At 54.8% G+C, this 22,082-nt stretch carries 19 protein-coding genes and 1 tRNA gene; 9 read left to right on the top strand and 11 right to left on the bottom strand.

Features of this window, described 5'->3' with window-relative positions; all coding sequences use genetic code 11:
* Positions 1–23: 23 nt before the first annotated feature.
* Genes WBC85_RS08115 through WBC85_RS08090 form a run of 6 tightly spaced genes read left to right on the top strand, consistent with a single transcriptional unit; the run spans position 24 to position 6,053 of the window.
* The gene (locus WBC85_RS08115; protein WP_424435057.1) at positions 24–1,106 is read left to right on the top strand and encodes a polyamine ABC transporter substrate-binding protein; all 1,083 of its coding nucleotides are present in this window, start codon (positions 24–26) and stop codon (positions 1,104–1,106) included.
* 54 nt (positions 1,107–1,160) lie between these two features.
* A complete protein-coding gene (locus tag WBC85_RS08110; protein WP_424435054.1) occupies positions 1,161–1,691 on the top strand; it encodes a class I SAM-dependent methyltransferase in 531 nt (176 codons plus the stop codon).
* A complete protein-coding gene (locus WBC85_RS08105; RefSeq protein WP_424435051.1) occupies positions 1,688–3,025 on the top strand; it encodes an ABC transporter ATP-binding protein in 1,338 nt (445 codons plus the stop codon). The genes WBC85_RS08110 and WBC85_RS08105 overlap by 4 nt, the downstream gene beginning before the upstream one ends.
* 3 nt (positions 3,026–3,028) lie before the next feature.
* The gene (locus tag WBC85_RS08100; protein WP_424435048.1) at positions 3,029–3,919 is read left to right on the top strand and encodes an ABC transporter permease subunit; all 891 of its coding nucleotides are present in this window, start codon (positions 3,029–3,031) and stop codon (positions 3,917–3,919) included.
* Positions 3,916–4,731, top strand: coding sequence for an ABC transporter permease (locus WBC85_RS08095; RefSeq protein WP_424435045.1), 816 nt, complete (start codon positions 3,916–3,918; stop codon positions 4,729–4,731). Before WBC85_RS08100 ends, WBC85_RS08095 begins: the two co-directional genes overlap by 4 nt.
* On the top strand, positions 4,728–6,053 hold the full coding sequence (locus tag WBC85_RS08090) for an NAD(P)/FAD-dependent oxidoreductase (protein WP_424435042.1): 1,326 nt from the start codon (positions 4,728–4,730) through the stop codon (positions 6,051–6,053). Before WBC85_RS08095 ends, WBC85_RS08090 begins: the two co-directional genes overlap by 4 nt.
* 4 nt (positions 6,054–6,057) lie before the next feature.
* On the opposite strand, the gene WBC85_RS08085 is transcribed toward WBC85_RS08090, so the two are convergent.
* From WBC85_RS08085 to WBC85_RS08040, 10 genes are all read right to left on the bottom strand, one after another.
* The gene (locus WBC85_RS08085; RefSeq protein ID WP_424435039.1) at positions 6,058–6,981 is read right to left on the bottom strand and encodes a DMT family transporter; all 924 of its coding nucleotides are present in this window, start codon (positions 6,979–6,981) and stop codon (positions 6,058–6,060) included.
* Positions 6,982–7,018: 37 nt separating this feature from the next.
* The gene (msrA, locus tag WBC85_RS08080) at positions 7,019–7,522 is read right to left on the bottom strand and encodes a peptide-methionine (S)-S-oxide reductase MsrA (RefSeq protein ID WP_424435036.1); all 504 of its coding nucleotides are present in this window, start codon (positions 7,520–7,522) and stop codon (positions 7,019–7,021) included.
* Positions 7,519–7,968 (bottom strand): peptide-methionine (R)-S-oxide reductase MsrB, encoded by a 450-nt coding sequence (msrB, locus tag WBC85_RS08075; protein WP_424435033.1) that lies wholly within the window; start codon positions 7,966–7,968, stop codon positions 7,519–7,521. Before msrB ends, msrA begins: the two co-directional genes overlap by 4 nt.
* Positions 7,969–8,108: 140 nt before the next feature.
* Positions 8,109–10,109, bottom strand: coding sequence for a hydantoinase/oxoprolinase N-terminal domain-containing protein (locus WBC85_RS08070; protein WP_424435030.1), 2,001 nt, complete (start codon positions 10,107–10,109; stop codon positions 8,109–8,111).
* A gap of 117 nt (positions 10,110–10,226) precedes the next feature.
* Positions 10,227–11,258, bottom strand: a complete 1,032-nt coding sequence (queG, locus tag WBC85_RS08065; RefSeq protein ID WP_424435027.1) for a tRNA epoxyqueuosine(34) reductase QueG — start codon at positions 11,256–11,258, stop codon at positions 10,227–10,229.
* Complete coding sequence (locus WBC85_RS08060; protein ID WP_424435024.1) at positions 11,248–11,913, bottom strand: glutathione S-transferase family protein; 666 nt, start codon at positions 11,911–11,913, stop codon at positions 11,248–11,250. Before WBC85_RS08060 ends, queG begins: the two co-directional genes overlap by 11 nt.
* A 60-nt stretch (positions 11,914–11,973) precedes the next feature.
* Positions 11,974–12,534, bottom strand: a complete 561-nt coding sequence (gene mtgA / locus WBC85_RS08055) for a monofunctional biosynthetic peptidoglycan transglycosylase (protein WP_424435021.1) — start codon at positions 12,532–12,534, stop codon at positions 11,974–11,976.
* Positions 12,535–12,811: 277 nt separating this feature from the next.
* The gene (gene gltB, locus WBC85_RS08050) at positions 12,812–17,344 is read right to left on the bottom strand and encodes a glutamate synthase large subunit (RefSeq protein WP_424435018.1); all 4,533 of its coding nucleotides are present in this window, start codon (positions 17,342–17,344) and stop codon (positions 12,812–12,814) included.
* On the bottom strand, positions 17,341–17,775 hold the full coding sequence (locus WBC85_RS08045) for a GFA family protein (protein WP_424435015.1): 435 nt from the start codon (positions 17,773–17,775) through the stop codon (positions 17,341–17,343). Before WBC85_RS08045 ends, gltB begins: the two co-directional genes overlap by 4 nt.
* Complete coding sequence (locus tag WBC85_RS08040) at positions 17,772–19,211, bottom strand: NAD(P)-dependent oxidoreductase (protein WP_424435012.1); 1,440 nt, start codon at positions 19,209–19,211, stop codon at positions 17,772–17,774. The genes WBC85_RS08045 and WBC85_RS08040 overlap by 4 nt, the downstream gene beginning before the upstream one ends.
* A 227-nt stretch (positions 19,212–19,438) precedes the next feature.
* On the opposite strand from WBC85_RS08040, the gene WBC85_RS08035 reads away from it, so the two are divergent.
* Positions 19,439–20,245 carry an undecaprenyl-diphosphate phosphatase gene (locus tag WBC85_RS08035; RefSeq protein ID WP_424435009.1) on the top strand — a complete coding sequence of 269 codons (807 nt, stop codon included), beginning with the start codon at positions 19,439–19,441 and terminating at the stop codon, positions 20,243–20,245.
* Between the two features lie 46 nt (positions 20,246–20,291).
* On the opposite strand, the gene WBC85_RS08030 is transcribed toward WBC85_RS08035, so the two are convergent.
* Entirely contained in the window at positions 20,292–21,272 is a 981-nt protein-coding gene (locus WBC85_RS08030; RefSeq protein ID WP_424435006.1) for a complex I NDUFA9 subunit family protein, read from the bottom strand.
* 202 nt (positions 21,273–21,474) lie between these two features.
* Here WBC85_RS08030 and WBC85_RS08025 point away from each other — a divergent pair.
* Positions 21,475–21,561: transfer RNA gene (locus tag WBC85_RS08025), tRNA-Leu, on the top strand.
* 26 nt (positions 21,562–21,587) lie between these two features.
* Positions 21,588–22,082: ribonuclease D (locus WBC85_RS08020; protein ID WP_424435003.1), on the top strand; the 495-nt coding region annotated here is incomplete at its 3' end.

The raw sequence follows: 22,082 nt of genomic DNA, 5'->3' as shown, positions 1-22,082 counted from the left end.
ATCATGTCTTGGGGAGTAACCACATGAAGAAACTAATGCTAGCAAGCGCAACGCTTGCCCTGATTGCGGCCAGCGCGAACGCAGATGAAGTCCGCGTTTACAACTGGTCCGATTATATCGACGAAGCCCTGCTCGAAAAGTTCGAGGCCGACACAGGCATCAAACTGATCTACGACGTCTTTGACAGCAACGAATTGCTTGAGACAAAAATGCTGGCAGGTGGTTCGGGCTATGACGTCGTTGTGCCAACTGGCACATTCTTGCAGCGCCAGATCACAGCGGGTGCGTTCCAAAAGCTGGACATGTCCAAGCTACCAAATATTGCCAACATGTGGGATGTCGTATCCTCGCGTACAGAGCAGTATGATCCAGAAAACGCCTATTCCATCAACTACATGTGGGGCACCACAGGTATCGGTGTGAACCTCGGCAAGGTGAAAGAAGCGCTGGGCGAAGACGCGCCTGTCGATTCACTTGAGTTGATTTTGAACCCCGACAACATGGCGAAACTCGCAGACTGCGGTGTTCATATGCTCGACGCGCCTGCGGAAATGATCCCGATGACGTTGAAATTCCTCGGTGAAGACCCCGTCAGCCATGACCCCGACGTGATTGCCAAGGCAGAACCCGTTCTGGCCGCAGTGCGCCCCTACATCCAGAAGTTCCATTCCTCCGAGTACATCAACGCGCTCGCCAATGGCGATATCTGCGTTGCAATCGGTTGGTCCGGCGACATCCTGCAAGCGCGTGATCGCGCAGCAGAAGCCGAGAATGGTGTTGAGATCGCATACCACGCAGCCAAAGAAGGCGCGCAGATGTGGTTTGACCAGATGGCCATCCCGGCAGATGCACCAAACCCGGATGCGGCCCATGTGTTCCTGAACTTCATCATGGACGCGCAGAACATGGCCGATGCGTCAAACTACGTTTACTACGCAAACGGCAACAAAGCGTCCCAGCCGCTTCTGGCAGAAGACGTGATTGGCGATCCAGCGATCTATCCGGATGAGGCGACACTGAACAACCTGTTCACAACCACGCCTTACCCACCAAAAGTACAGCGTGTCGTCACGCGCATGTGGACCAAGATCAAGTCTGGCACCTAAGCCGAACTCACCTGCGCCAGCCAGTTCTGGCGCAGGTTATTCAGGGCGCGCGCATTGACAGATTACAACGCACTTTATGAAACGACGCAGGATGCACTTGGTGCGCCTTATGCTCCGTTAATGGAGAGCATATTTGCGAACGTACCCAACCATTCTAGCATTCTGGATATTGGCTGCGGTCAGGGCCGTGACGCACTTGCGCTCGCGCGCAAAGGCTATCGCGTTACCGGGATTGACGCTGCACCAGCAGGCATTTCAGCGCTGCGAGACGCTGCCAAGCGCGAAAAATTAAGCATCATTGCAGAGGTAGGCGACATTACAACCTGGCAGCCTGATGGTTCATTTGATGTGCTCTTGTGCGATCGCACATTGCATATGTTGCCAAAAGCCATCCATAACAACGTCTTAAAGAACTTGATGGCACATGTTGCACCAAACGGATTCGTTTTTCTTCTGGACGAGACAAGCAACATGACCGCACTAAAAGAAACAATTGCGTCTGCTGGTCGACCTCTATCCATTCTGCGAGAGGCCAAAGGCGACTACTTTATCCAATTGGATCAAACGGAAAGCACTGAAACATGACTCAGACGGTATTTGCCCCTTGGGATGATCCAGACGCAACGCCCCTAATCCAATTCCAGAACGTGACGAAACGCTTCGGCGATTTTACCGCGATCGATAATCTGACGCAGGATATTTACGCGCAAGAATTCTTCGCCCTGCTTGGCCCTTCGGGCTGTGGCAAAACCACGATGATGCGGATGCTCGGCGGCTTTGAAACCCCGACCTCCGGCACGATCAAAATAGCCGGGCAGGACATGAACAACGTCCCGCCGAACAAGCGCGCCGTGAACATGATGTTTCAAAGCTACGCACTTTTCCCGCATCTTTCGATCTATGAGAACATTGCATTCGGCTTGCGCCGCACGGATATGACCAAGGATGTTATTGATGCGCGCGTGAACGAGATGCTGAAACTCACGCGACTTGAAAAATTTGCGCGCCGCAAGCCGCACCAGATCTCGGGCGGTCAGCGCCAACGCGTCGCCCTTGCACGCTCTCTTGCCAAAGCGCCCAAGCTGCTCCTTCTGGACGAACCTCTCGGCGCGCTCGACAAGAAACTGCGCCAGGACACGCAGTTCGAACTGATGGATATTCAGGAAAAGACCGGCACAACATTCGTGATCGTCACGCACGATCAGGAAGAGGCAATGACCGTCGCTTCCCGCGTTGCCGTGATGGACGAAGGTCGCATCATGCAGGTCGCAACACCTGCTGAAATTTATGAAGCCCCTAACTCCAGATACGTGGCCGATTTCATTGGCGATGTGAATTTGATTGAAGGAACCGCAAAAGCGCGTATTCCCGCGTACAAACCTGTCAAACAGGCCAAGCACAGCGCGCCACAGGAAACAGAAGCCAGCCCAGCGGCGGCTGAAACAACGGCAGGTAAACTTGGGGAATGGTTGCAGGGCAAGGTGCTAAGTCCAATCATGGGCAAGCAGGACAGCGGACCAAAACTGCTTCCTGCGCCCAGCGCGGAAGAGCTTGAAGCCGCCTCACCCGATATGATCCCTGATGGTGGACTTACGCTCGCCTGGGCCGAAGGCGAAGCACCCATTATTGCACTTAACGGTGACGAGGCTGCTGCTGGAAAGACCCTGACCTTTGCTATCCGGCCTGAGAAACTGAATATCAGCAGGAAAAGGCCCGAAGCCGTCAACGCCCTAAAAGGGAAGGTGATCGACATTGCCTATCTCGGCAATGTTTCAACCTATCATGTCGAACTTTCTAACGGCACGATGATTAAGGCGCAGATGACCAATGCCCGTCGCCTCGCGCGCCGTGATATCACTTGGGAAGATGATGTCTGGGTTAGCTTCACCGGCACCGCCGGCGTGCTGTTGGAGTCCTGAGGAATGCGGCGTTTTGCTCTCATCGCGGTTCCGTATCTCTGGCTGCTCGGGCTGTTCCTGATCCCGTTCCTGATCGTGCTGAAAATTTCGCTCTCTGATACGGCATTGGCGATTCCGCCCTACCTGCCCCAGCTCGATCTGGCTGAAGGCTGGAAGGGTTTCACTAGCTTTTTCGCCGAACTCGATTTCGAAAACTTCACCTTCCTCACAACCGATGATCTTTATTGGAAAGCCTATCTTTCCAGCCTCAAGATTGCGCTCATCTCAACAATCTTCACGTTGCTGATCGGTTACCCCATCGCCTATTCCATGGCCCGCGCTGCGCCCGAATGGCGCCCGACGCTATTAATGCTTGTGATCCTGCCATTCTGGACCAGTTTCCTGATCCGCGTTTACGCTTGGATGGGCATTCTATCCAACGAAGGGCTGCTCAATCAGTTCCTGTTGTGGACAGGGATAATCAGTGAACCGCTCACAATCCTGAACACCAATACTGCCGTCTACATCGGCATCGTTTACACCTACCTGCCGTTCATGATCCTGCCGATCTATTCCGCGCTGGAAAAGATGGACGATAGCTTGCTGGAGGCCGCCGAGGATCTTGGTTGCTCGCGCTCTTCGGCCTTTTGGCTGGTGACGATCCCGCTAAGCAAATCAGGCATCATCGCGGGGTCTTTTCTGGTCTTTATTCCAACTTTGGGCGAATTCGTCATTCCATCGCTGCTTGGCGGCTCGCAAACGCTGATGATCGGTAAAGTGCTCTGGGAAGAGTTCTTCAACAACCGCGATTGGCCTGTCGCTTCGGCCGTGGCGATCATCCTGCTTCTGATCCTTATCATCCCGATTATCCTGTTCCAGCGGAACGAGCAGAAACAGAGGGAGATGGAAGGATGAAGCGGTTCACATGGTTCAACATCACCTCTCTCACCCTCGGTTTCGCTTTCCTTTACTTACCGATGGTCATTTTGGTGATCTACAGCTTCAACGAGAGCAAACTCGTTACGGTCTGGGCAGGTTTTTCGACCAAATGGTACGGCGAGCTGATGCAGAACGAGGCCTTCCTGAACGCCGCTTGGGTCACTGTCAAAGTCGCGGTCTTTAGTTCCACCCTTGCAACGATCCTTGGCACTATGGCTGCATATGTCCTTGTGCGTGCAGGTCGCTTTAAGGGGCGCACCGTCTTTTCCGGCATGATCTACGCACCGCTTGTAATGCCCGAAGTCATCACCGGTCTTTCGCTTTTGCTTTTGTTCATCGGTATCGGCCTTGATCGCGGCGTGCTGACAATTGTCCTTGCGCACACCACATTTGCGATGTGTTACGTTTCCGTGGTCGTGTCTTCACGGCTGGTGTCGTTTGATCGCTCGTTGGAAGAAGCAGCGCTCGATCTCGGTTGCTCGCCTTGGCAGGCCTTTCGCCTTGTCACCTTGCCGATTATTGCGCCTGCGGTCATTTCTGGTTGGCTCCTGGCCTTTACGCTCTCGCTTGATGATCTGGTGATCGCCAGCTTTACGGCAGGCCCCTCTGCCACAACGCTGCCGATCAAAATTTTCTCCGCCGTACGTCTTGGTGTCAGTCCAGAGATCAACGCCCTGTCCACGATCATGATTGCGATCGTCACAGTTGGCGTAATCACTGCCTCGCTGATCTCTAAGCAAGCAAGCCTGAAACAGCAACGCGATGAACAAGCCGCCGCGCGCGGATGAAACGGATCTACGAACCGCTTGCCTATGGGCCGGAACCAATCCGAAACGGCTATTGGCAAACCACAGCCGACCCGCTTGGTCTGCCAAGTCTTCGCGGCGCGCACCAAACAGATATCGCCATTATCGGCGGCGGCTTCACTGGGCTCAATGCAGCGCTTCAACTGGCTCAGGATGGTGTTAACGTCACTTTGCTAGACTCCGAAACCATCGGCTGGGGCGCGAGCGGACGTAACGGCGGGTTTTGCTGTCTGGGCGGCGGCGTCCTTGCGAATAAACAGATCGACAAACGCTACGGCATTGATGCGCGGCGCGCATGGCGACAGGCGGAGATAGATGCGATCTCACACGTTGCAGATTTGCTGAAGACCCACGGCATTGATGCGAAAACCCATTCCAACGGAGAAACGCTACTTGCACACAAACCCACGCGATGGGACATGCTGCAACACCACGCCGAACAGGCCGCAGCGGACTATAACGTCTCACCAACCCTGACACCGAAACAAGACCTGCCAGAGCTAGGCCTGAGCGGCCCATTTCACGGCGCGCTCACTATTCCGATTGGCTTTGCCTTGAACCCGCTCAAATATGCGCTCGGGATCGCTAAGGTCGCACTCGACGCAGGCGCAAGGCTGATTGAAAATTCCCCCGTCACGCGGATCGAACAAGGGGCGCGTTTCACGCTGCATACCGCACAAGGCAAACTTACCGCCAAGCGCGTGATAATCGCTACCAACGGCTATTCATCCGAGGACGTGCCAACATGGCTGCGCGCACGCTATTTGCCTGTGCAATCCAGTGTACTGGTAACACGCCCGCTGAGTGACGCAGAAATCAACGCAGCGGGTTGGACTTCTGAGCAGATGGCCTTCGACAGCCGCAATTTGCTGCACTATTTCCGCTTGATGCCGAACCGTCGTTTCCTGTTCGGAATGCGCGGCGGCATATTTGCCAATGCGCGCTCGGATGCAAAAATCAAGGCGCTCATTCGATCCGACTTCGAGACGATGTTCCCTGCTTGGGCGCAGGTAGAAACCCCGCATATGTGGTCTGGGTTGGTCTGTATGAACGCCAAGGGCGCACCGTTCACAGGTGCGATTCCGGGGATGCCGGGGGCGTTTGCATCACTTTCCTACCACGGGAACGGCGTAGCAATGGCCAGTTACTGCGGCGCATTACTTGCAGACCTGGTTCAAGGCAAATCGACCCGACGACCCTATCCCGATCTGTTAAGAAACCCGCCAAATAAATTCCCGCTTGGACACAAACGACGCTGGCTTTTACCGCCGATCTACACCGCAATGGGCCTCGCGGACCGCTAGCGTTTTACCCCTGCGGTGTCAGGTTCGGGCGCGCCTTACCACGCTTCAAACCCAATGCGCGCTCACGCCAGATAATCAACAAACCAGCTGTCATCACAATCGCAGAGCCAATAAGCATCTGCGGCGTTGGCACGTCCGAAAAGAAGACATATCCGATCGCCATCGCGAAAAGGATCGAGGCGTAATCAAACGGTGCAATCACCGCGGCGTCGGCAAATCGGTAGGCAGAGGTAATAAAAATCTGTGCCGCGCCCCCAATCAACCCTGCGCAGATAAGCATCGCAATCGCACTGCTGCTTGGCACGGTCCATCCAAGCGGAAGGGTCAAAAGTGACAGAAGCGTCGTTGTCATTGAAAAGTAGAACACAATCGCGGCTGTCTGCTCGGTCTGGGCCAAACGGCGAATGTGGATTTGCGCCAATGCACGGAACATTGCAGAGGTCAGCACCAGTATCACACCGATCTGCGCAGCGCTTTCCAACGTCTCGCCCGAAAAAATCGACAGCCGTGGCGACAGGATAACCATGACGCCAACAAGCCCCAAAAGCACCGCAGAGAGCCGATAGAGCCGCAGGCGTTCGCCGAGCAACAGCGCCGCCAAAAGCACGGTCATCAAAGGCGCAGCAAAGCCGATCGCCGTCACATCAGGCAATGGCAAATACGCCAGTGAGGAAAATCCAAATCCCATACCGCAAACCCCGATCAAGCCCCGCCAAATGTGGCCCATAGGCTTTGACGTGCGCAATCCTGTCTTAAGTTCACGTCGCCAAACAAGCCAAAGCACAATAACCGGCAACGCAAAGAATGAGCGGAAGAACATCGCCTGGCCCGTCGGAACATCATCTGTCGTTGCTTTGATAAGCGCGGACATGATGACAAAAAGAACAACCGAAATGAGTTTGAGCGCGATGCCAGTAAATGGGGACATACCCCATCGCTACACCAGCATCGCGCGCAAGAAAAGCCTACTCTGCGGCGCGCTTGGGCAGCACCCAGTCGGGGCGAATGAAATGGCAGGTATAGCCATTCGGAATTCGTTCCAGATAATCTTGATGCTCTGGTTCTGCTTCCCAAAAATCGCCGACAGGTTCTAGCTCTGTCACTACCTTTCCGGGCCACAGGCCAGAAGCATTCACATCCGCGATGGTATCCACTGCGACAGCTTTCTGAGCATCATCCACATAGTAAATTGCAGAACGGTAGCTAAGACCGCGATCATTTCCCTGTCGATTCTCGGTGGTGGGGTCGTGGATCTGAAAAAAGAACTCCAGAATACGGCGGTATGTGATCTTGCTGGGGTCAAAGATAATCTCGATCCCTTCCGCATGGGTGCCATGGTTGCGATAGGTTGCATTTGCGACGTCACCGCCCGTGTACCCCACGCGGGTCGCAATTACCCCATCCAGCTTGCGGATCAGGTCTTCCATCCCCCAGAAACATCCGCCTGCCAGTACTGCGCGCTCGTTCATGTGATATCCTCCACTTGATCCAAATACTGCCCATATCCTTCGCTTTCCATTTCATCCTTATGCACAAAACGCAGCGAGGCCGAGTTGATACAATATCTTAATCCACCCTGATCGGGCGGACCGTCATTAAAAACGTGACCCAAGTGGCTATCTCCATGGGTCGAACGCACCTCTGTACGGATCATGCCGTGGGTCGTGTCGCGCAATTCATTCACAAACTCATGCACCAGCGGCTTTGTGAAAGACGGCCAGCCGCATCCGCTTTCATATTTGTCAGACGAGGCAAATAATGGCTCGCCCGAGACAATATCCACGTAAATCCCCGGCTCTTTGTTATCCAGATACCCGCCTGTCCCTGGTCGTTCGGTCCCGCTCTCTTGCGTAACGCGGTACTGCTCGGGATCAAGCGAGGCAACTACATCCATATCCTTGCGATAAGTCGTCATGGCACACTCCTGTTTTCGGTCTGCTGTACTAAATGGTGTGCGCTTGGAAAAATCAAAGCAAGATTTCAAAGTCGCGCAGTTCTGTGAAGCCTTGAAACATGACTTTGAAACCAGCCGCCATCATGCCTATCATAAGGGTGTCAGACAGCGATCCTTGGACGCCCTGATGCCTGCACAGAAATGACGGCTTCAATAAACACGTCGCGTGCCTCTGTCTTAGCAGTCTTGATATCGCGCGACACATCGATGTGAATATCTTCCGCCCCGGAATGTTCGGCATCCTGTCGCGCCTGTAATTTCAGCCGTTCCTCGAGCGCGCTCAGCGCTGCTTCACTATTGTTGAAATCTTCTGGGCCCGTCTCGAAGTGCACGCGATACCGTCCTTCGCTCGGGGCGCTGACCAATCCCTGCCTGCGCATTGTCACGCGCCCCACAACAGCGCCAATCGCATTCGCAACGCCACCATGTTCGGGCAGGATCGTCTCACAGCCAAGACGCGCGCCAACTGCTGGATAGTAGCTCGCTGCAGAGGCTCCCAAACCGATCACGGGCAAGTTTAAACCAGCATCAATGCGCAAAAGACCCCGATGACGACCTAAACCACTTTGCGTCAGAACATGGCGCGCCAGTTCGCTTGCAGGAAGGCCAAAGTCTGTGTTTTCCTCAGCAAAACCAGTCTCTAACAAGGCCAAAGCTGTCTGGTGCGTCAGTTGGTCAATGATAATCTGCGCCATATCTTTGGGATCGCTCGCCAACATATCTCCCGCACCTGTGCGCCTGCGCCCGATCAGAGCGAGCGCTTTGCTCGCCGCGCTGGCGTCCCATGCATCTACACGGCCCAAAGCATGGCTTGCATCGCTTGGCGTGACAGCCGCAATCTGGACCAAACCACGCTCGATCAAACGTTTAAGCGATTGGGCCTCGATGCGGTTCTTCAACGCCTGCCCCATCGGAAGCACGTGTTCCCCGATCCTTTCAAGCAACACTGCTTCGCGCGGGCTCAACCCTTCTGATCGCAGTCCTTTGACCGCGCGCACAAAACGCCCGTCGTAATCGCCCGGAACCGTGCTTCGCAACTGAGCATCAAGTGCAGCATGCACCGCTTCAGGGGCATCAAGCGCGATCAAAGAGACAGGAACAACGCGGCGTGGTCCCAGCGTAACGCCACCTTGCAGACCAGAGGACACAAAATGCACCTCGCTGTCGCCGCCCAGCCCGTGAGTGCGCATAGCCACCGCTTCAACCATCGTACGATAGGGACCGACCTGCGCCCCCATCGGATCAATTGCTGGTCGCCCGTCACGAAGGACCGCAATATCGGTTGTCGTTCCACCAATGTCAGACACCAACGCATGATCCGCACCCGTTAACCAACGTGCGCCAACGATGGAGGCGGCAGGTCCGCTTAAAATAGTCTCTATCGGGCGCTCTCGGGCCATTTCAGCACCGATGAGGGCACCATCCCCGCGTACGACCATCAAGGGCGCATTGATCCCCAAACGCACCAAAGTGCCTTGCGCCGATGCAATCAACCCGTCGATCATCCCGATCAAACGCGCATTCAACACTGCCGTCATCGCCCGCTTTGGCCCGTTCAATTTGGCGGACAATTGATGCGAGGCACTAACAGGCGCGCCCGTCACCTCAGATATCCGCGCCATAGCCAGTAGTTCATGCGCCGGATTGCGCGTGGCAAATTGCGATGCAACAGCAAAGGCAGAGACATCCATATGGGTCTCTAAAAAGGTATTTAGACCCTGAATATCTAACGGCTCCGCTTCGCCGCCTGCATGATTATGACCGCCGGCCAGCACCAGAGCAGGATCACCCTTAAGCGCATCGCGTAAGCCATGGGTATCAAGGTCGCGATCTTTGAAGCCGATATAGATCAGCGCTACACGCCCGCCCTGCCCCTCAACCAGCGCGTTGGTGGCCAGCGTCGTGGAAAGGGACGCCATTGCAACATCTGCCGGATCGACGCCGCTCTCGGCAAGAACCGCCTCCACTGCACCGCCAATTCCGATTGCCAGGTCATGTTTGGTGGTCAGCGCTTTGGCGGATGCAACGATCTCTTGTTCATCACGCAATAGCACTGCATCGGTATAGGTTCCGCCTGTATCGACACCCAACAATAGCGCCATAGTTTTGCTCCTTTAGATCATCATTGATCTAGCACCTAAACTGCACGCATCCTGTCTATTCGCGCCGTTTGTTGCTTCATTTTGCCAAAAAACTCCCGCCGGAGGCTCCCGCATCTCTCACGAAAGCCGCGCGCATGCCCAGCGTGCAGCATCTGCAACTGCAGGGTCAGGATCATCTACCAACCTTTGCGCAACCGAATGCAGTTCCTGCATGCCCGAATTACCAATGGCATAAAGCACATTGCGTACAAAGCGGTCCCGTCCGATCCGTTTGATCGGCGAGCCAGAAAACAGCGCCCTGAACGCGGCGTCATCTAGCGCGGCTAGCTCTGCGAGGCGCGGCGCTTTTAATTCTTCGCGCGCGGCATAGCGCAATTCGCGCGCAGCGATGGCAAATTTGTTCCAAGGGCAGGCCGCCAGACAATCATCGCATCCATAAATACGATTGCCCAACTTGCCCCGCAGCTCTTGCTCCACAGGCCCTTTATGCTCGATCGTAAGGTAAGAGATGCACCGCCGTGCATCCAGCTGATAAGGCGCTGGAAACGCGTCCGTCGGGCAGATATCCAGACAGGCACGGCAACTGCCGCAATGATCTTCTTCTGCCTCGTCCCTGGGCAGGTCCAATGTGGTAAAAACAGAGCCTAAAAAGAACCAATTGCCCATCTGACGGCTGACCAGATTGGTGTGTTTTCCCTGCCATCCCAATCCCGCAGCAGCCCCCAGCGGCTTTTCAGGGACAGGCGCGGTATCGACGAATACCTTAACCTCACCACCGCTCTCGGCGATCAGCCAACGGGCCAAGCGTTTCAGACGCTTCTTGACCATATCGTGGTAGTCTTTGTTCTGCGCATAGACAGAAATCGCACCGCGATCTGGATGCTGTAAAATATCTAGCGGATCATGTTCGGGCGTATAGCTTTCCCCAAGCATAATCACCGATTTCGCGGCAGGCCATAGATCGGCAGGGTTGCCCCGCCAGTGCATGCGTTCGGCCATCCAGCTCATTTGCCCGTGACGCTGTTTCGCAACGAAGGCCTCCAACCGCTCGGGCACCAGGGGGACATCCCACGGCCGACAAATACGGCAGGCATCAAACCCCATTTCATGCGCTTCTGCGACAAGCCGGGTTTTCAGATCAGAAATCAAGATCGTTGTAGTGCTTTGCAGGGGGGAAACCGGGCACTTGATCCGCAAGGATCGAACGGAAAGCAGGGCGCGATTTGATTTTGGCGAACCAGTCTTTTACCGTTTCAGAGCGCGTCCAATCCACATCGGAATTGTAATCCAGCGATGATAAATGCGCGGCTGCCGCGAAATCCGCAATCGTCATGGTATCGCCTGCGAGCCAGCGACGATGATCCAAAAGCCATGCCATGTAGTCGAGGTGATACTTGATCGCCTTTGCGCCTTCTTTCACATTGCGGCTGTCAGGGTAGCCCTGGTTCATCAGCTTTTTGTTCACACGCTCATATAGCAACTTAGACGTGACTTCCTGGTGAAACTTGTCATCAAACCATGCCACAAGTCGCCGCACTTCATATCGCCCTTCGGCAGTCTGGGGCATCAACGGACGCTCTGGATACTTTTCTTCAAGATACTCGCAAATTGCCATGCTGTCGGGCATCGTGCGGCCGTTCATTTTCAAAACAGGCACTTTACCGGCAGGGTTGCGGCGCATGAAATCGGGGTCCGCTTCCCAATAGCGTTCTTCGATCAGCTCAACGTCGATCTTCTTCTCTGCAAGAACCAACCGCACCTTGCGGCAGAAAGGCGAAAGAGGAACGTGATAAAGACGGGCCATAGGAACGGGTTCTAACTCAAATAAGTGTGCAACACTGAATGCCCCGCCTAGACGCTAAGTTCAATCCTCAAAACAAGACGCGCGCCCGTCACGGCGGATCGTAGCCGCCCCGTCTATGATCTGCTTTGTTCGTTTTCGGACATAATTTGAAGGGCGCGACGCACTGCGGGTCTTGGGCGAGGGCAGGATCGCTGCCAATCGGGCGGCCTGTGTCGCGTTCAGTTGCTCAGGCCCAACGCCAAAGTAATGTCGCGACGCGGCTTCGACGCCAAAGACGCCTTCATCAAATTCTGCGATGTTCAGATAAACTTCCAGAATACGCCGTTTGGACCAAGTCAGCTCCACCAAAGGCGTCAACGCCGCCTCCAAGGCTTTGCGCACGTAGCTACGCCCTTGCCAGAGATAAACGTTCTTAACCACTTGCTGACTGAGCGTTGAGGCACCGCGCGCACCGCCAGAGTCAACAGCAGCGCGGATCGCGCTCATGTCAAAGCCCCAATGGTTACAATAGTTTGCATCCTCAGCAGCCACGACAGAGCGGGCCATCACCGACGCAATTTCTTCCAAAGGCACCCATTCGTGATCTACGTCGCCGCCAATACGCAGCTCTTCACTACGCATCTAGGGTGTTTTGTTGGGATTGACCCAAGCATAGAGTAGCACCCAGAGAACAACGGCCACCGCTAACAGAAGTATGATCCGCAACGCCCAGCGCCGCACAAACGCCCGCGTGCCCTTTATACGATCCGCAAGAGAGCGTTTCACTTTGGGCTTGCTGGTTTTCTTTGGGGTTGTTTTTTTCTTTGCTGCGCGTGCCATGCAGCCAAGCATACAGAGCCTTGCAGAATAGCAAAACGCCCGAAGCGCTGCCTCGGGCGTTTTTTTAGATCAGTTGCGCTTACTCCGCAGGAACCGCTTTATCTTCGATCCCCAAGGGATGCGGAAGATTGTTCAGCATCTCGATCGGGCAGACCTGAACAAAGTTGCCAAGTTCCAGATCCCAATGCTGAAGCAGTTCGGCAGCTTTGCGGCTACCAGTTTCTGCCAGATGACGTTCAACCAGCGTTTTCAACTGGCGCTGCCAATGCGGTGTCGCCACGGCGCAAGTCACAAGCGTTTCATGGTTCATCAAGCGATGCGCTTGGCCATCCGGGTCGTAAAGATACGCCATACCACCCGTCATACCCGCACCGAAGTTGGCACCGATGGAACCCAGAATAACAGCAACGCCGCCTGTCATATACTCACAACCGTTAGAGCCACAGCCCTCGATCACAACGCTCGCACCCGAGTTGCGTACCGCAAACCGCTCGCCTGCGCGACCCGCAGCAAAGAGGAAACCGTCGGTTGCGCCATAAAGCACCGTGTTACCGATAATTGTGTTGTCACAAGCCTTCAAAGGGCTGGCCATTGGTGGACGTACGACGATTGTACCGCCAGACAGACCCTTACCGACATAGTCGTTCGCGTCGCCGCTCACTTCCAGTTTTAGCCCCGGCGCTGCAAAGGCACCAAGCGATTGGCCTGCTGAACCTTTCAGCTGCACCGTCAGGTGATCCGCTTGAAGCGCGTTTCGCATGCCGAAGTTCTTCACGATATGGCTGGACACACGCGTACCGACGCTGCGGTGCGTGTTTTGCACCGCATAGCTTAGCTGCATCTTTTCACCATCCTCAAGGAACCGCGCAGCATCGCGCACGATTTCCGCATCCAGCGTGTCAGGCACGGCATTACGTGGACGATCACGATCATAAACGATATCCGCAGCACCATCGACGGTTATCAACAACGGGTTGAGATCGAGATCATCAAGATGCGCAGAGCCACGGGACACCTGATGAAGCAGGTCAGCGCGGCCAATCACATCATCCATCGAGCGCGCACCGATAGAGGCGAGCACTTCGCGCACTTCTTGCGCATAGAAAGTAATCAGGTTGACGACCTTCTCGGCGTTACCCGTGAACTTATCGCGCAATGCTTCATCTTGCGTACACACGCCTACGGGGCAGGTGTTTGACTGACATTGACGCACCATGATGCAACCCATCGCGATCAATGCAGCGGTACCGATACCGTATTCTTCGGCGCCAAGCATCGCAGCCATAACAACATCACGGCCCGTGCGCAGACCACCATCCGTGCGCAGGGTAATCCGCTCACGAAGGTTGTTCATCGCAAGCACTTGATGCGCTTCGGTCAGACCCATTTCCCATGGAAGTCCAGCGTATTTGATTGATGTCGCAGGCGATGCACCTGTGCCGCCGTTATGACCGGAAATCAGGATCACATCCGCCTTGGCCTTGGCAACACCAGCCGCAATCGTGCCAACGCCAGAAGAGGCCACCAGCTTCACAGTCACCTTGCAACGCGGGTTGATCTGCTTGAGATCGTAGATCAACTGCGCGAGGTCTTCGATGGAGTAGATATCGTGATGCGGCGGCGGTGAAATCAATGTCACGCCCTTGGTCGAGTGACGCAGTCGCGCGATAAGGTCAGTGACCTTCATTCCGGGCAACTGACCACCTTCGCCGGGCTTTGCACCCTGCGCGACTTTGATTTCCAACTCTTCACATTGGTTTAGGTATTCCGCCGTTACACCAAAGCGGCCAGACGCCACCTGCTTGATTTTCGCAGAAGGGTTGTCGCCATTCGGCTCTGGCAAAAAGTGCGCCGGATCTTCACCGCCCTCGCCTGAGTCAGAACGTGCACCAATACGGTTCATCGCAACGTTAAGCGTTTTATGTGCCTCGGGCGACAGAGCCCCCAAAGACATGCCGGGCGTAACGAAACGCTTGCGGATCGCAGTAACGCTTTCCACTTCGTCCACGTTGATCGCTTCGCCCATAGGCTTGATCGCCAGCAGATCGCGCAAGTTGATTGGCGGGTTGCTTTGCATCTTGGCGCTATACTGCTTCCACATCTGGAAAGAACCAGTGTTACACGCGGTCTGCATCATATGCATGGACTGCGCTTCCCACGCATGGGTTTCGCCAGATTTGCGGGCTTTGTAAAAGCCGCCAATCGGCAACACATCACGACCACCCTGCCAGCCCAGCGCGTGAATTTCTTCCGCTTTGAACTGGATGCCCGATACACCGATACCACTGATACGTGATGTCATGCCCGGAAAGAACTCTGCGCACATGGCGCGAGACAGACCAACGGCTTCAAAGTTCAAACCGCCGCGATAGGAAGATACAACAGAGATACCCATCTTCGCCATGATCTTCAAAAGACCTTGGTCAATCGCATTGCGATAGCGTGCTGTTGCGTCGGTCAAAGTGCCATCCAACAGGCCACGTTCGATACGATCCGCAAGTGAATCTTCGGCCAGATAAGCGTTCACAACAGTTGCGCCACAGCCGATCAGAACTGCAAAGTAATGCGGATCAATACACTCGGCAGACCGTACGTTGAGCGAGCAGAATGTGCGCAAACCCTTGCGGGTCAGATGACTATGCACCGCAGATGTCGCCAGGATCATCGGCATGCCAACACGTGTCTCGCTTTGGGCCTGATCGGTTAGAACGATGTGGCCTGCACCAGAACGCACGGCATCTTCAACTTCTGCGCGGATACGTTCAAGACCTGCCTGCAAGGCACCTTTGCCTCGCTCGAAAGAACATTCGATTTCAACCAGATCAGCGTTGAACTGACGTGTCAGCTCATCCCACTGCGCGTTTCCAACAAAAGGACTGTCGAGCACCAGAATTTCGGTCTGGGCAGAGCTTTCATCCAGCACGTTCTTCAGGTTGCCAAAACGCGTCTTGAGACTCATCACGCGGAATTCGCGCAGGCTGTCGATCGGCGGGTTGGTCACCTGAGAGAAGTTTTGACGGAAGAAATGGCTGAGCGGGCGGTACTTCTTGGACAACACGGCAGAGGGCGTATCATCGCCCATTGAGGCCAGTGTTTCCTTGCCATCTTCGGCCATTGGCGCAAGAATTTGCTCCAGCTCTTCGATGGTATAGCCAGCCGCGATCTGACGCTTGCGCAGCTCACTGCCAGAATAAATCGCCTTTTCAGTGACCGACGCCAGGGCATCGTCCAACTCATTGATTTTGCCGACCCATTCACCAAACGGTTGCGCCGCGGCCAGTTTGTCCTTGATTTCCTTGTCGCGGTACATCTTGCCGTCTTGCATATCGACAGCAAGAATTTGGCCCGGTCCAAGCGCGCCTTTTTCAACGACAGTGGCTTCGTCGATCGGAACCATGCCTGCCTCGGAGCCGGCAATCAGCAGGCCATCTCCCGTCACGACATACCGCATCGGGCGCAGACCATTGCGGTCAAGACCTGCGCAGACCCAGCGACCATCGGTCATCGCCAAGGCGGCCGGGCCATCCCATGGCTCCATCACAGAGTTGCAATAGGAATACATATCGCGCCAGCTTTGTGGCAGCTCAACCGCTTGCTTGGACCAGCTTTCAGGGACCAGCATGGTCTTGGCCATCGGCGCAGAGCGACCTGCACGCACCAGAACCTCGAACACGGAATCCAGCGCAGCAGAGTCGGACGATCCAGATGGAATGATCGGTTTGATATCTTCAGCCATATCGCCAAAGGCACCGGAGGCCATGCGAATTTCATGGCTTTTCATCCAATTGACGTTGCCCTTGAGCGTGTTGATTTCACCGTTATGTGCAAGCATACGGAACGGTTGTGCAAGCCACCACTGCGGGAACGTGTTGGTAGAATAGCGCTGGTGATAGATTGCGAACGCGCTTTCGAACCGCTCATCCATCAGATCGGGGTAGAACACCGCGACCTGCTCGGCGAGCATCATACCCTTGTAGATCACAGAGCGGCAGGACAAGGACGCGAGATATAACCCGTTGATGCCTGCGGCGATTGCCGCTTTTTCAATGCGGCGACGGATAACATATAGCTCGCGCTCGAATGTTTCTTCGTCAACGCCTTTGGCGTTTGAGATCAGGATTTGTTCGATCTCTGGGCGGGTCGCGTTGGCTTTTTCACCAAGGCAGGTCACATCAACAGGCACATGGCGCCAGCCGTAGATGTAGTAACCCATGCGCAAGACTTCGGTTTCCACAATCGTGCGGCAAGTCTCTTGTGATCCAAAGTTGGTGCGTGGAAGGAAGACCTGACCAACCGCCATCAATTCGTTCTTGCGTGGTGTGTGGCCGGTACGTTCGATCTGATCGTAAAAGAACGACACGGGGATTTGCACATGGATGCCTGCGCCATCGCCGGTCTTTCCATCCGCATCAACAGCACCGCGATGCCAGATCGCCTTAAGCGCATTGATGCCCGCCTCAACCACTTTGCGGCTTGGCTTGCCATCAACCGAAACAACCAGACCAACACCACAAGAGCTATGCTCTTCGCTTTCGTCATACAGGCCATTCTCGGCCATATACGCGCGCTTGGCTTCTTCGTTCTTTACCCAATTTGCATCATACTTGGTCATTGAGATATTCCTTGTGCAAATGCCGCGAATCCTGCTTCGACTTCGGCCTTGGTTTTCGTCTCGTGATCGCCTGCAAAGGCATAGCCTTCGGGTTTCACGTCAATGTAGATTTCTTTTTCCAGCTTCAGACCGCCTGCGTTGTCCACGAGCCCTGCCGAAATGCTGTAATAATCATGCTCCGGTATTGTCAGATGATACCAAAGCGTTGAACCACAGGTGTCGCACCACGCCCGCTCTGCCCATTCCGATGAGGTATAGCTTTTGACAGGCCCCTCAACGGTTAGACTTCCGGGTTTGGCATCGATTTCCAAGAATGCGCTGCCGGTCCAACGGCGGCACATCTCGCAATGACACGCACCTAGCTTTGGCTCAAGCGGCTCGAACGACAGCTTTACATTGCCACACATGCATTGCCCCGACAGGCGGCTCATTCTGCTGCGACCGCTGTTGAGCTGTTGAGCTGATCCAAAATCGCCTCAGCGCAATCGCGCCCGTCCTTGATCGCCCAAACAACCAGGGACGCACCGCGCACAATATCGCCAACTGCGTAAACACCGGGCATATCTGTCGCGCCGCTTGTGAACGCCGCTTTCACAGTGCCCCATCGCGTGACTTCAAGGCCTTCGACACCCCAAAGCTTTGGCAAATCCTCAGGCTCGAAGCCCAGCGCTTTGATGACGATATCCGCCTCTTCCACATAATCCGCACCCTCGATCACTTCGGGGGCTTGGCGACCAGTCGCATCAGGCGCGCCAAGACGCATTTTCTGGACCATCACTCCGGAAACCGTGCCATCTTTCTCAACGAAGCCTTTCGGCGCAGAAAGCCATTCGAACACGACGCCCTCTTCTTCTGCGTTCTGCACTTCGCGCTGCGAACCCGGCATGTTTGCGCGGTCACGACGATACAGACACTTAACAGATGTCGCACCCTGACGGATTGCGGTACGCACACAATCCATTGCCGTGTCGCCGCCACCGATGACAACAACGCGCTTGCCTTTGGCATCCAGTTGGCCGCTCTCGAATTCCGCGACATCATCGCCAAAACTTTTGCGGTTCGAGACGGTAAGATAATCAATCGCACGCTCGATGCCTTTGGCACCAGAACCGGGACCAGCGAGATCACGTGTTTTATAAACACCCGTCGCGATGATAACTGCGTCATGGGCCGCTTGAATATCTGCGAAAGAGATATCCTCGCCCACATTGCAATTCAGCTTGAACGTCACACCGCCCTCGGCGAGCTGATCGTTACGGCGCATCACCACGTCTTTTTCCAGCTTGAAACCAGGAATACCATACGTCAGCAAACCACCTGCGCGGTCATAACGATCATAGATCGTGACCTGCACACCCTGTCGGCGCAGCACGTCCGCAGCAGCCAAGCCACCAGGGCCCGCACCGATGATGCCAACACTTTCAGTGCGCTCCGTTGTGGGCTTGATTGCTTTGACCCAGCCGTTTTCCCATGCCGTATCGGTTATGTATTTCTCCACCGAACCGATGGTCACGGTGCCATGACCAGAGCTTTCAATCACACAGTTGCCTTCGCACAGGCGATCCTGTGGGCAAATACGACCGCAAATTTCAGGAAATGTGTTCGTCTCTTGCGATAGCTCATAGGCTTCCTGCAAGCGCCCCTCGGCAGTCAAACGTAGCCAATCCGGTATGTTGTTGTGCAGCGGGCAGTGGGTCTGGCAATAAGGCACACCACATTGCGAACAACGGCTTGCCTGCTCTTTCGCCTTGGCATCTGCGTATTCTGCATAAATTTCGCCAAAGTCCTTGTTGCGCAGATCAGGCGCGCGTTTCGTGGGCATATCGCGCTCGAGCGAAACGAATTTAAGCATTGGTTGCTTTGCCATGATGTGTGCACTCCCATAGATCCGACAGAATTCCGGTTCTCATTCTTTAATCAATGTCTTTCACAAATAAAAGTCACAAAGAGTTACCTAAATTATCAATTTTTGTTATTTCATCGCGCTCATTGCGCTTCTAGTTGAAAATTTATGTCCACTTCGGACCTTTTCACACTCTTCCCTCGCGAATCGCCTTGCGCTAGAGCTTGGCAAGATTCACATGAGGTAATTCCATGTCGCTATTCCACCTGCTCCTTGTTGCCGTCATTCAGGGGATTACCGAATTCCTGCCCGTTTCGTCATCAGGGCACCTTATCCTGCTTCCCAGTCTAACAGGGCTGCAAGACCAAGGTCAGGTGATCGACGTAGCGGTGCATGTGGGAACGCTTTTCGCTGTGATCCTCTATTTCTGGAACGATGTGCGGCTCGCACTTATGGGCATCCCTAAAATGCTAACAGGCAAGCTTGACGATCCCGGTGCCAAACTTGCCTTTCTCCTTGCTGTTGGAACGGTTCCCGTCATCATCTTCGGGCTTTTCCTGAAAGTGAGCGGGCTTGACGACGCGATGCGCGGCATAACCGTTATCGGTTGGACCATGCTGATTTTCGGCCTGGTCCTTTACTGGGCGGATCAAAAAGGACCGACCGTCAAAACCGCGAGCGATTGGTCGTTGAAGGATGCGATCACAATGGGTGTATGGCAGGCCGTTGCCTTGATCCCCGGAACATCGCGTTCGGGCATCACCATTACCGCAGCGCGCTACCTTGGCTACACCCGCGAAGACGGGGCCAAGATCGCAATGCTGATGTCGATCCCTACGATCATTGCGTCGGGCACATTGCTGGGTCTGGAAGTTGCAGCGGACGCTAACGCCGCCCTTGCGCGCGATGGTGCCATCGCCGCGTTCTTCGCCTTCATCGCAGCCATGCTTGCACTTACATTGATGATGCGTTTGCTGAAATCAGTCAGCTTCACGCCCTATGTGATCTACCGCGTGATCCTTGGCGTTGTGCTGCTTTGGATCGGATACAGCGCATAAAAAAGGCGGCCACCCGGGCCGCCGATTTCATTAGATTTACATCGCATTAAGCGCGCAAGTTCTTTGCTGAATCCTTGATTGCAGCGTACTGACCCGATGGACGGAACCGCCATAGGTAATCAGGCAACACAGCTTCCATAGCAACGGGAGTGATGCCCAGATCGGCCAGCCCCTTTGCGCCGTCGCTTACAACATTATCAACACGCAGGCTTTTGACCTGATCGCGCGTAGCGACGGGGTTCTTTACAAGGCCGAGCGTGATCTTTTCGCCGATATCAAAGGCGAACGCGATGATACGGGCGATCGGGAAGGGAATGTTCAGGATCAGCTTGCGGCGCTGGATCACATCCAAAGTCGTTTCCATCAACTCACGGAAGCTATGCACGTCGGCTCCGCCCAGCTCGTACACGCCCTGCGCTTGCCCAAGCACGCCCTTGACGGCAGCGGCAGCCACATCGTCAACATAGATCGGCTGAAATTTCGTATCCGCGCCAATGACAGGCAGGATCGGGCCCATACGAGACATCGACGCAAAGCGGTTAAAGAACTTGTCTTCGGCCCCGAACAGGATCGACGGGCGCAGGATCATCGCATTGGGCATATGCTCAAGCACGTTTGCCTCGCCCAGCGCTTTGGTGCGGGAATACTCACTTTCGGAATTTTCATCCGCGCCAATGGCCGAAATTTGAACCATAGTTTGAATGCCCGCAGCGGCAGCAAGGCGGGCAACACGACCAGCGCCTTCGGCCTGCACCGCTTCAAAATTGTTCTTGCCGCCTGAATCAAATGTGCCCACGCAATTCACCACAGCATCCGCGCCCTGCATCACTGAAGCAACTGAGGCATCATTGCGAATATTGCACAGAACAGGTTCGACCTGACCTACGGTGCCATAGGGTTTTACAAACATCGCCTCGTTCGGGCGACGTACTGCGACGCGCACGCGCCAGCCCTGTTTTGCCATACGGCGCGCGATATAGCGTCCCAGAAAACCGGAACCGCCGTAGATCGTGACAAGTTTAGACATGCACGTAATCCTCTGTCTTATGCTTGATGCAGATGTACCGACCCCTGCGCGTGCAGGCAAGGCAGGACTCTGAGGCATTTTGCATCAAAGTGCCAAGTTTTGCCAACCTTTGCCAAAAAACATGAAAACCAGCGTAAAATCTGGCGGCGAATCTCGTTGACAGTAACTGCGACCAAGTCTAAACGCCGATCCGAAGGCACCTGCCCAGGTGGCGGAATTGGTAGACGCGCTAGCTTCAGGTGCTAGTATTCGCAAGGATGTGGAGGTTCGAGTCCTCTCCTGGGCACCATTCTCCCCGAACAGATTGGAAAGAGAATGACCAACACACTCTATCAAAACGACATTCCAGCTGACTTGGACCTTGGTCCAGTTGTTGCCATTGATTGCGAGACGATGGGTTTGCACCCGCATCGCGACCGTCTCTGCGTTATTCAAATGTCAGGCGGCGACGGTAATGCCCATCTGGTGCAAGTAGCCAAAGGTCAAACCGAAGCGCCAAATCTGTGCAAGATGCTGACAGATCCGAATGTTCTAAAGCTGTTTCACTTTGGTCGATTCGACATCGCAGCAATGCAGAACGCGTTTGGCGTTGTGACTGCGCCCGTCTATTGCACCAAAATCGCCAGCAAATTGATCCGCACTTACACAGACCGTCATGGCCTGAAAAACCTGCTGCAAGAATTGTTGAACATCGACATTTCGAAACAGCAGCAATCAAGCGATTGGGGCGCCGCGAAACTCAGCAAGGCCCAAATCGAATATGCGGCGAGCGATGTCCTTTTTCTGCACAAGCTACGCACAGAGCTGAAC

It is taken from the genome of Planktotalea sp., assembly GCF_049680325.1.
GTDB lineage: Bacteria > Pseudomonadota > Alphaproteobacteria > Rhodobacterales > Rhodobacteraceae > Planktotalea.
This window is presented reverse-complemented; position numbering and strand designations above follow the sequence as displayed.

Coding starts and splice junctions, on each gene's coding strand:
- mtgA (WP_424435021.1), bottom strand. CDS start 12,534: ATGCGTAGTGAAGAGCTGCGTATTGGCGGCGACGTAGATCACGAATGG.
- WBC85_RS08060 (WP_424435024.1), bottom strand. CDS start 11,913: ATGGCCCGTCTTTATCACGTTCCTCTTTCGCCTTTCTGCCGCAAGGTG.
- gltB (WP_424435018.1), bottom strand. CDS start 17,344: ATGACCAAGTATGATGCAAATTGGGTAAAGAACGAAGAAGCCAAGCGC.
- WBC85_RS08090 (WP_424435042.1), top strand. CDS start 4,728: ATGAAACGGATCTACGAACCGCTTGCCTATGGGCCGGAACCAATCCGA.
- WBC85_RS08030 (WP_424435006.1), bottom strand. CDS start 21,272: ATGTCTAAACTTGTCACGATCTACGGCGGTTCCGGTTTTCTGGGACGC.
- WBC85_RS08040 (WP_424435012.1), bottom strand. CDS start 19,211: ATGGCAAAGCAACCAATGCTTAAATTCGTTTCGCTCGAGCGCGATATG.
- msrB (WP_424435033.1), bottom strand. CDS start 7,968: ATGACGACTTATCGCAAGGATATGGATGTAGTTGCCTCGCTTGATCCC.
- WBC85_RS08100 (WP_424435048.1), top strand. CDS start 3,029: ATGCGGCGTTTTGCTCTCATCGCGGTTCCGTATCTCTGGCTGCTCGGG.
- WBC85_RS08035 (WP_424435009.1), top strand. CDS start 19,439: ATGTCGCTATTCCACCTGCTCCTTGTTGCCGTCATTCAGGGGATTACC.
- WBC85_RS08105 (WP_424435051.1), top strand. CDS start 1,688: ATGACTCAGACGGTATTTGCCCCTTGGGATGATCCAGACGCAACGCCC.
- WBC85_RS08115 (WP_424435057.1), top strand. CDS start 24: ATGAAGAAACTAATGCTAGCAAGCGCAACGCTTGCCCTGATTGCGGCC.
- WBC85_RS08045 (WP_424435015.1), bottom strand. CDS start 17,775: ATGAGCCGCCTGTCGGGGCAATGCATGTGTGGCAATGTAAAGCTGTCG.
- WBC85_RS08085 (WP_424435039.1), bottom strand. CDS start 6,981: ATGTCCCCATTTACTGGCATCGCGCTCAAACTCATTTCGGTTGTTCTT.
- WBC85_RS08070 (WP_424435030.1), bottom strand. CDS start 10,109: ATGGCGCTATTGTTGGGTGTCGATACAGGCGGAACCTATACCGATGCA.
- WBC85_RS08095 (WP_424435045.1), top strand. CDS start 3,916: ATGAAGCGGTTCACATGGTTCAACATCACCTCTCTCACCCTCGGTTTC.
- msrA (WP_424435036.1), bottom strand. CDS start 7,522: ATGAACGAGCGCGCAGTACTGGCAGGCGGATGTTTCTGGGGGATGGAA.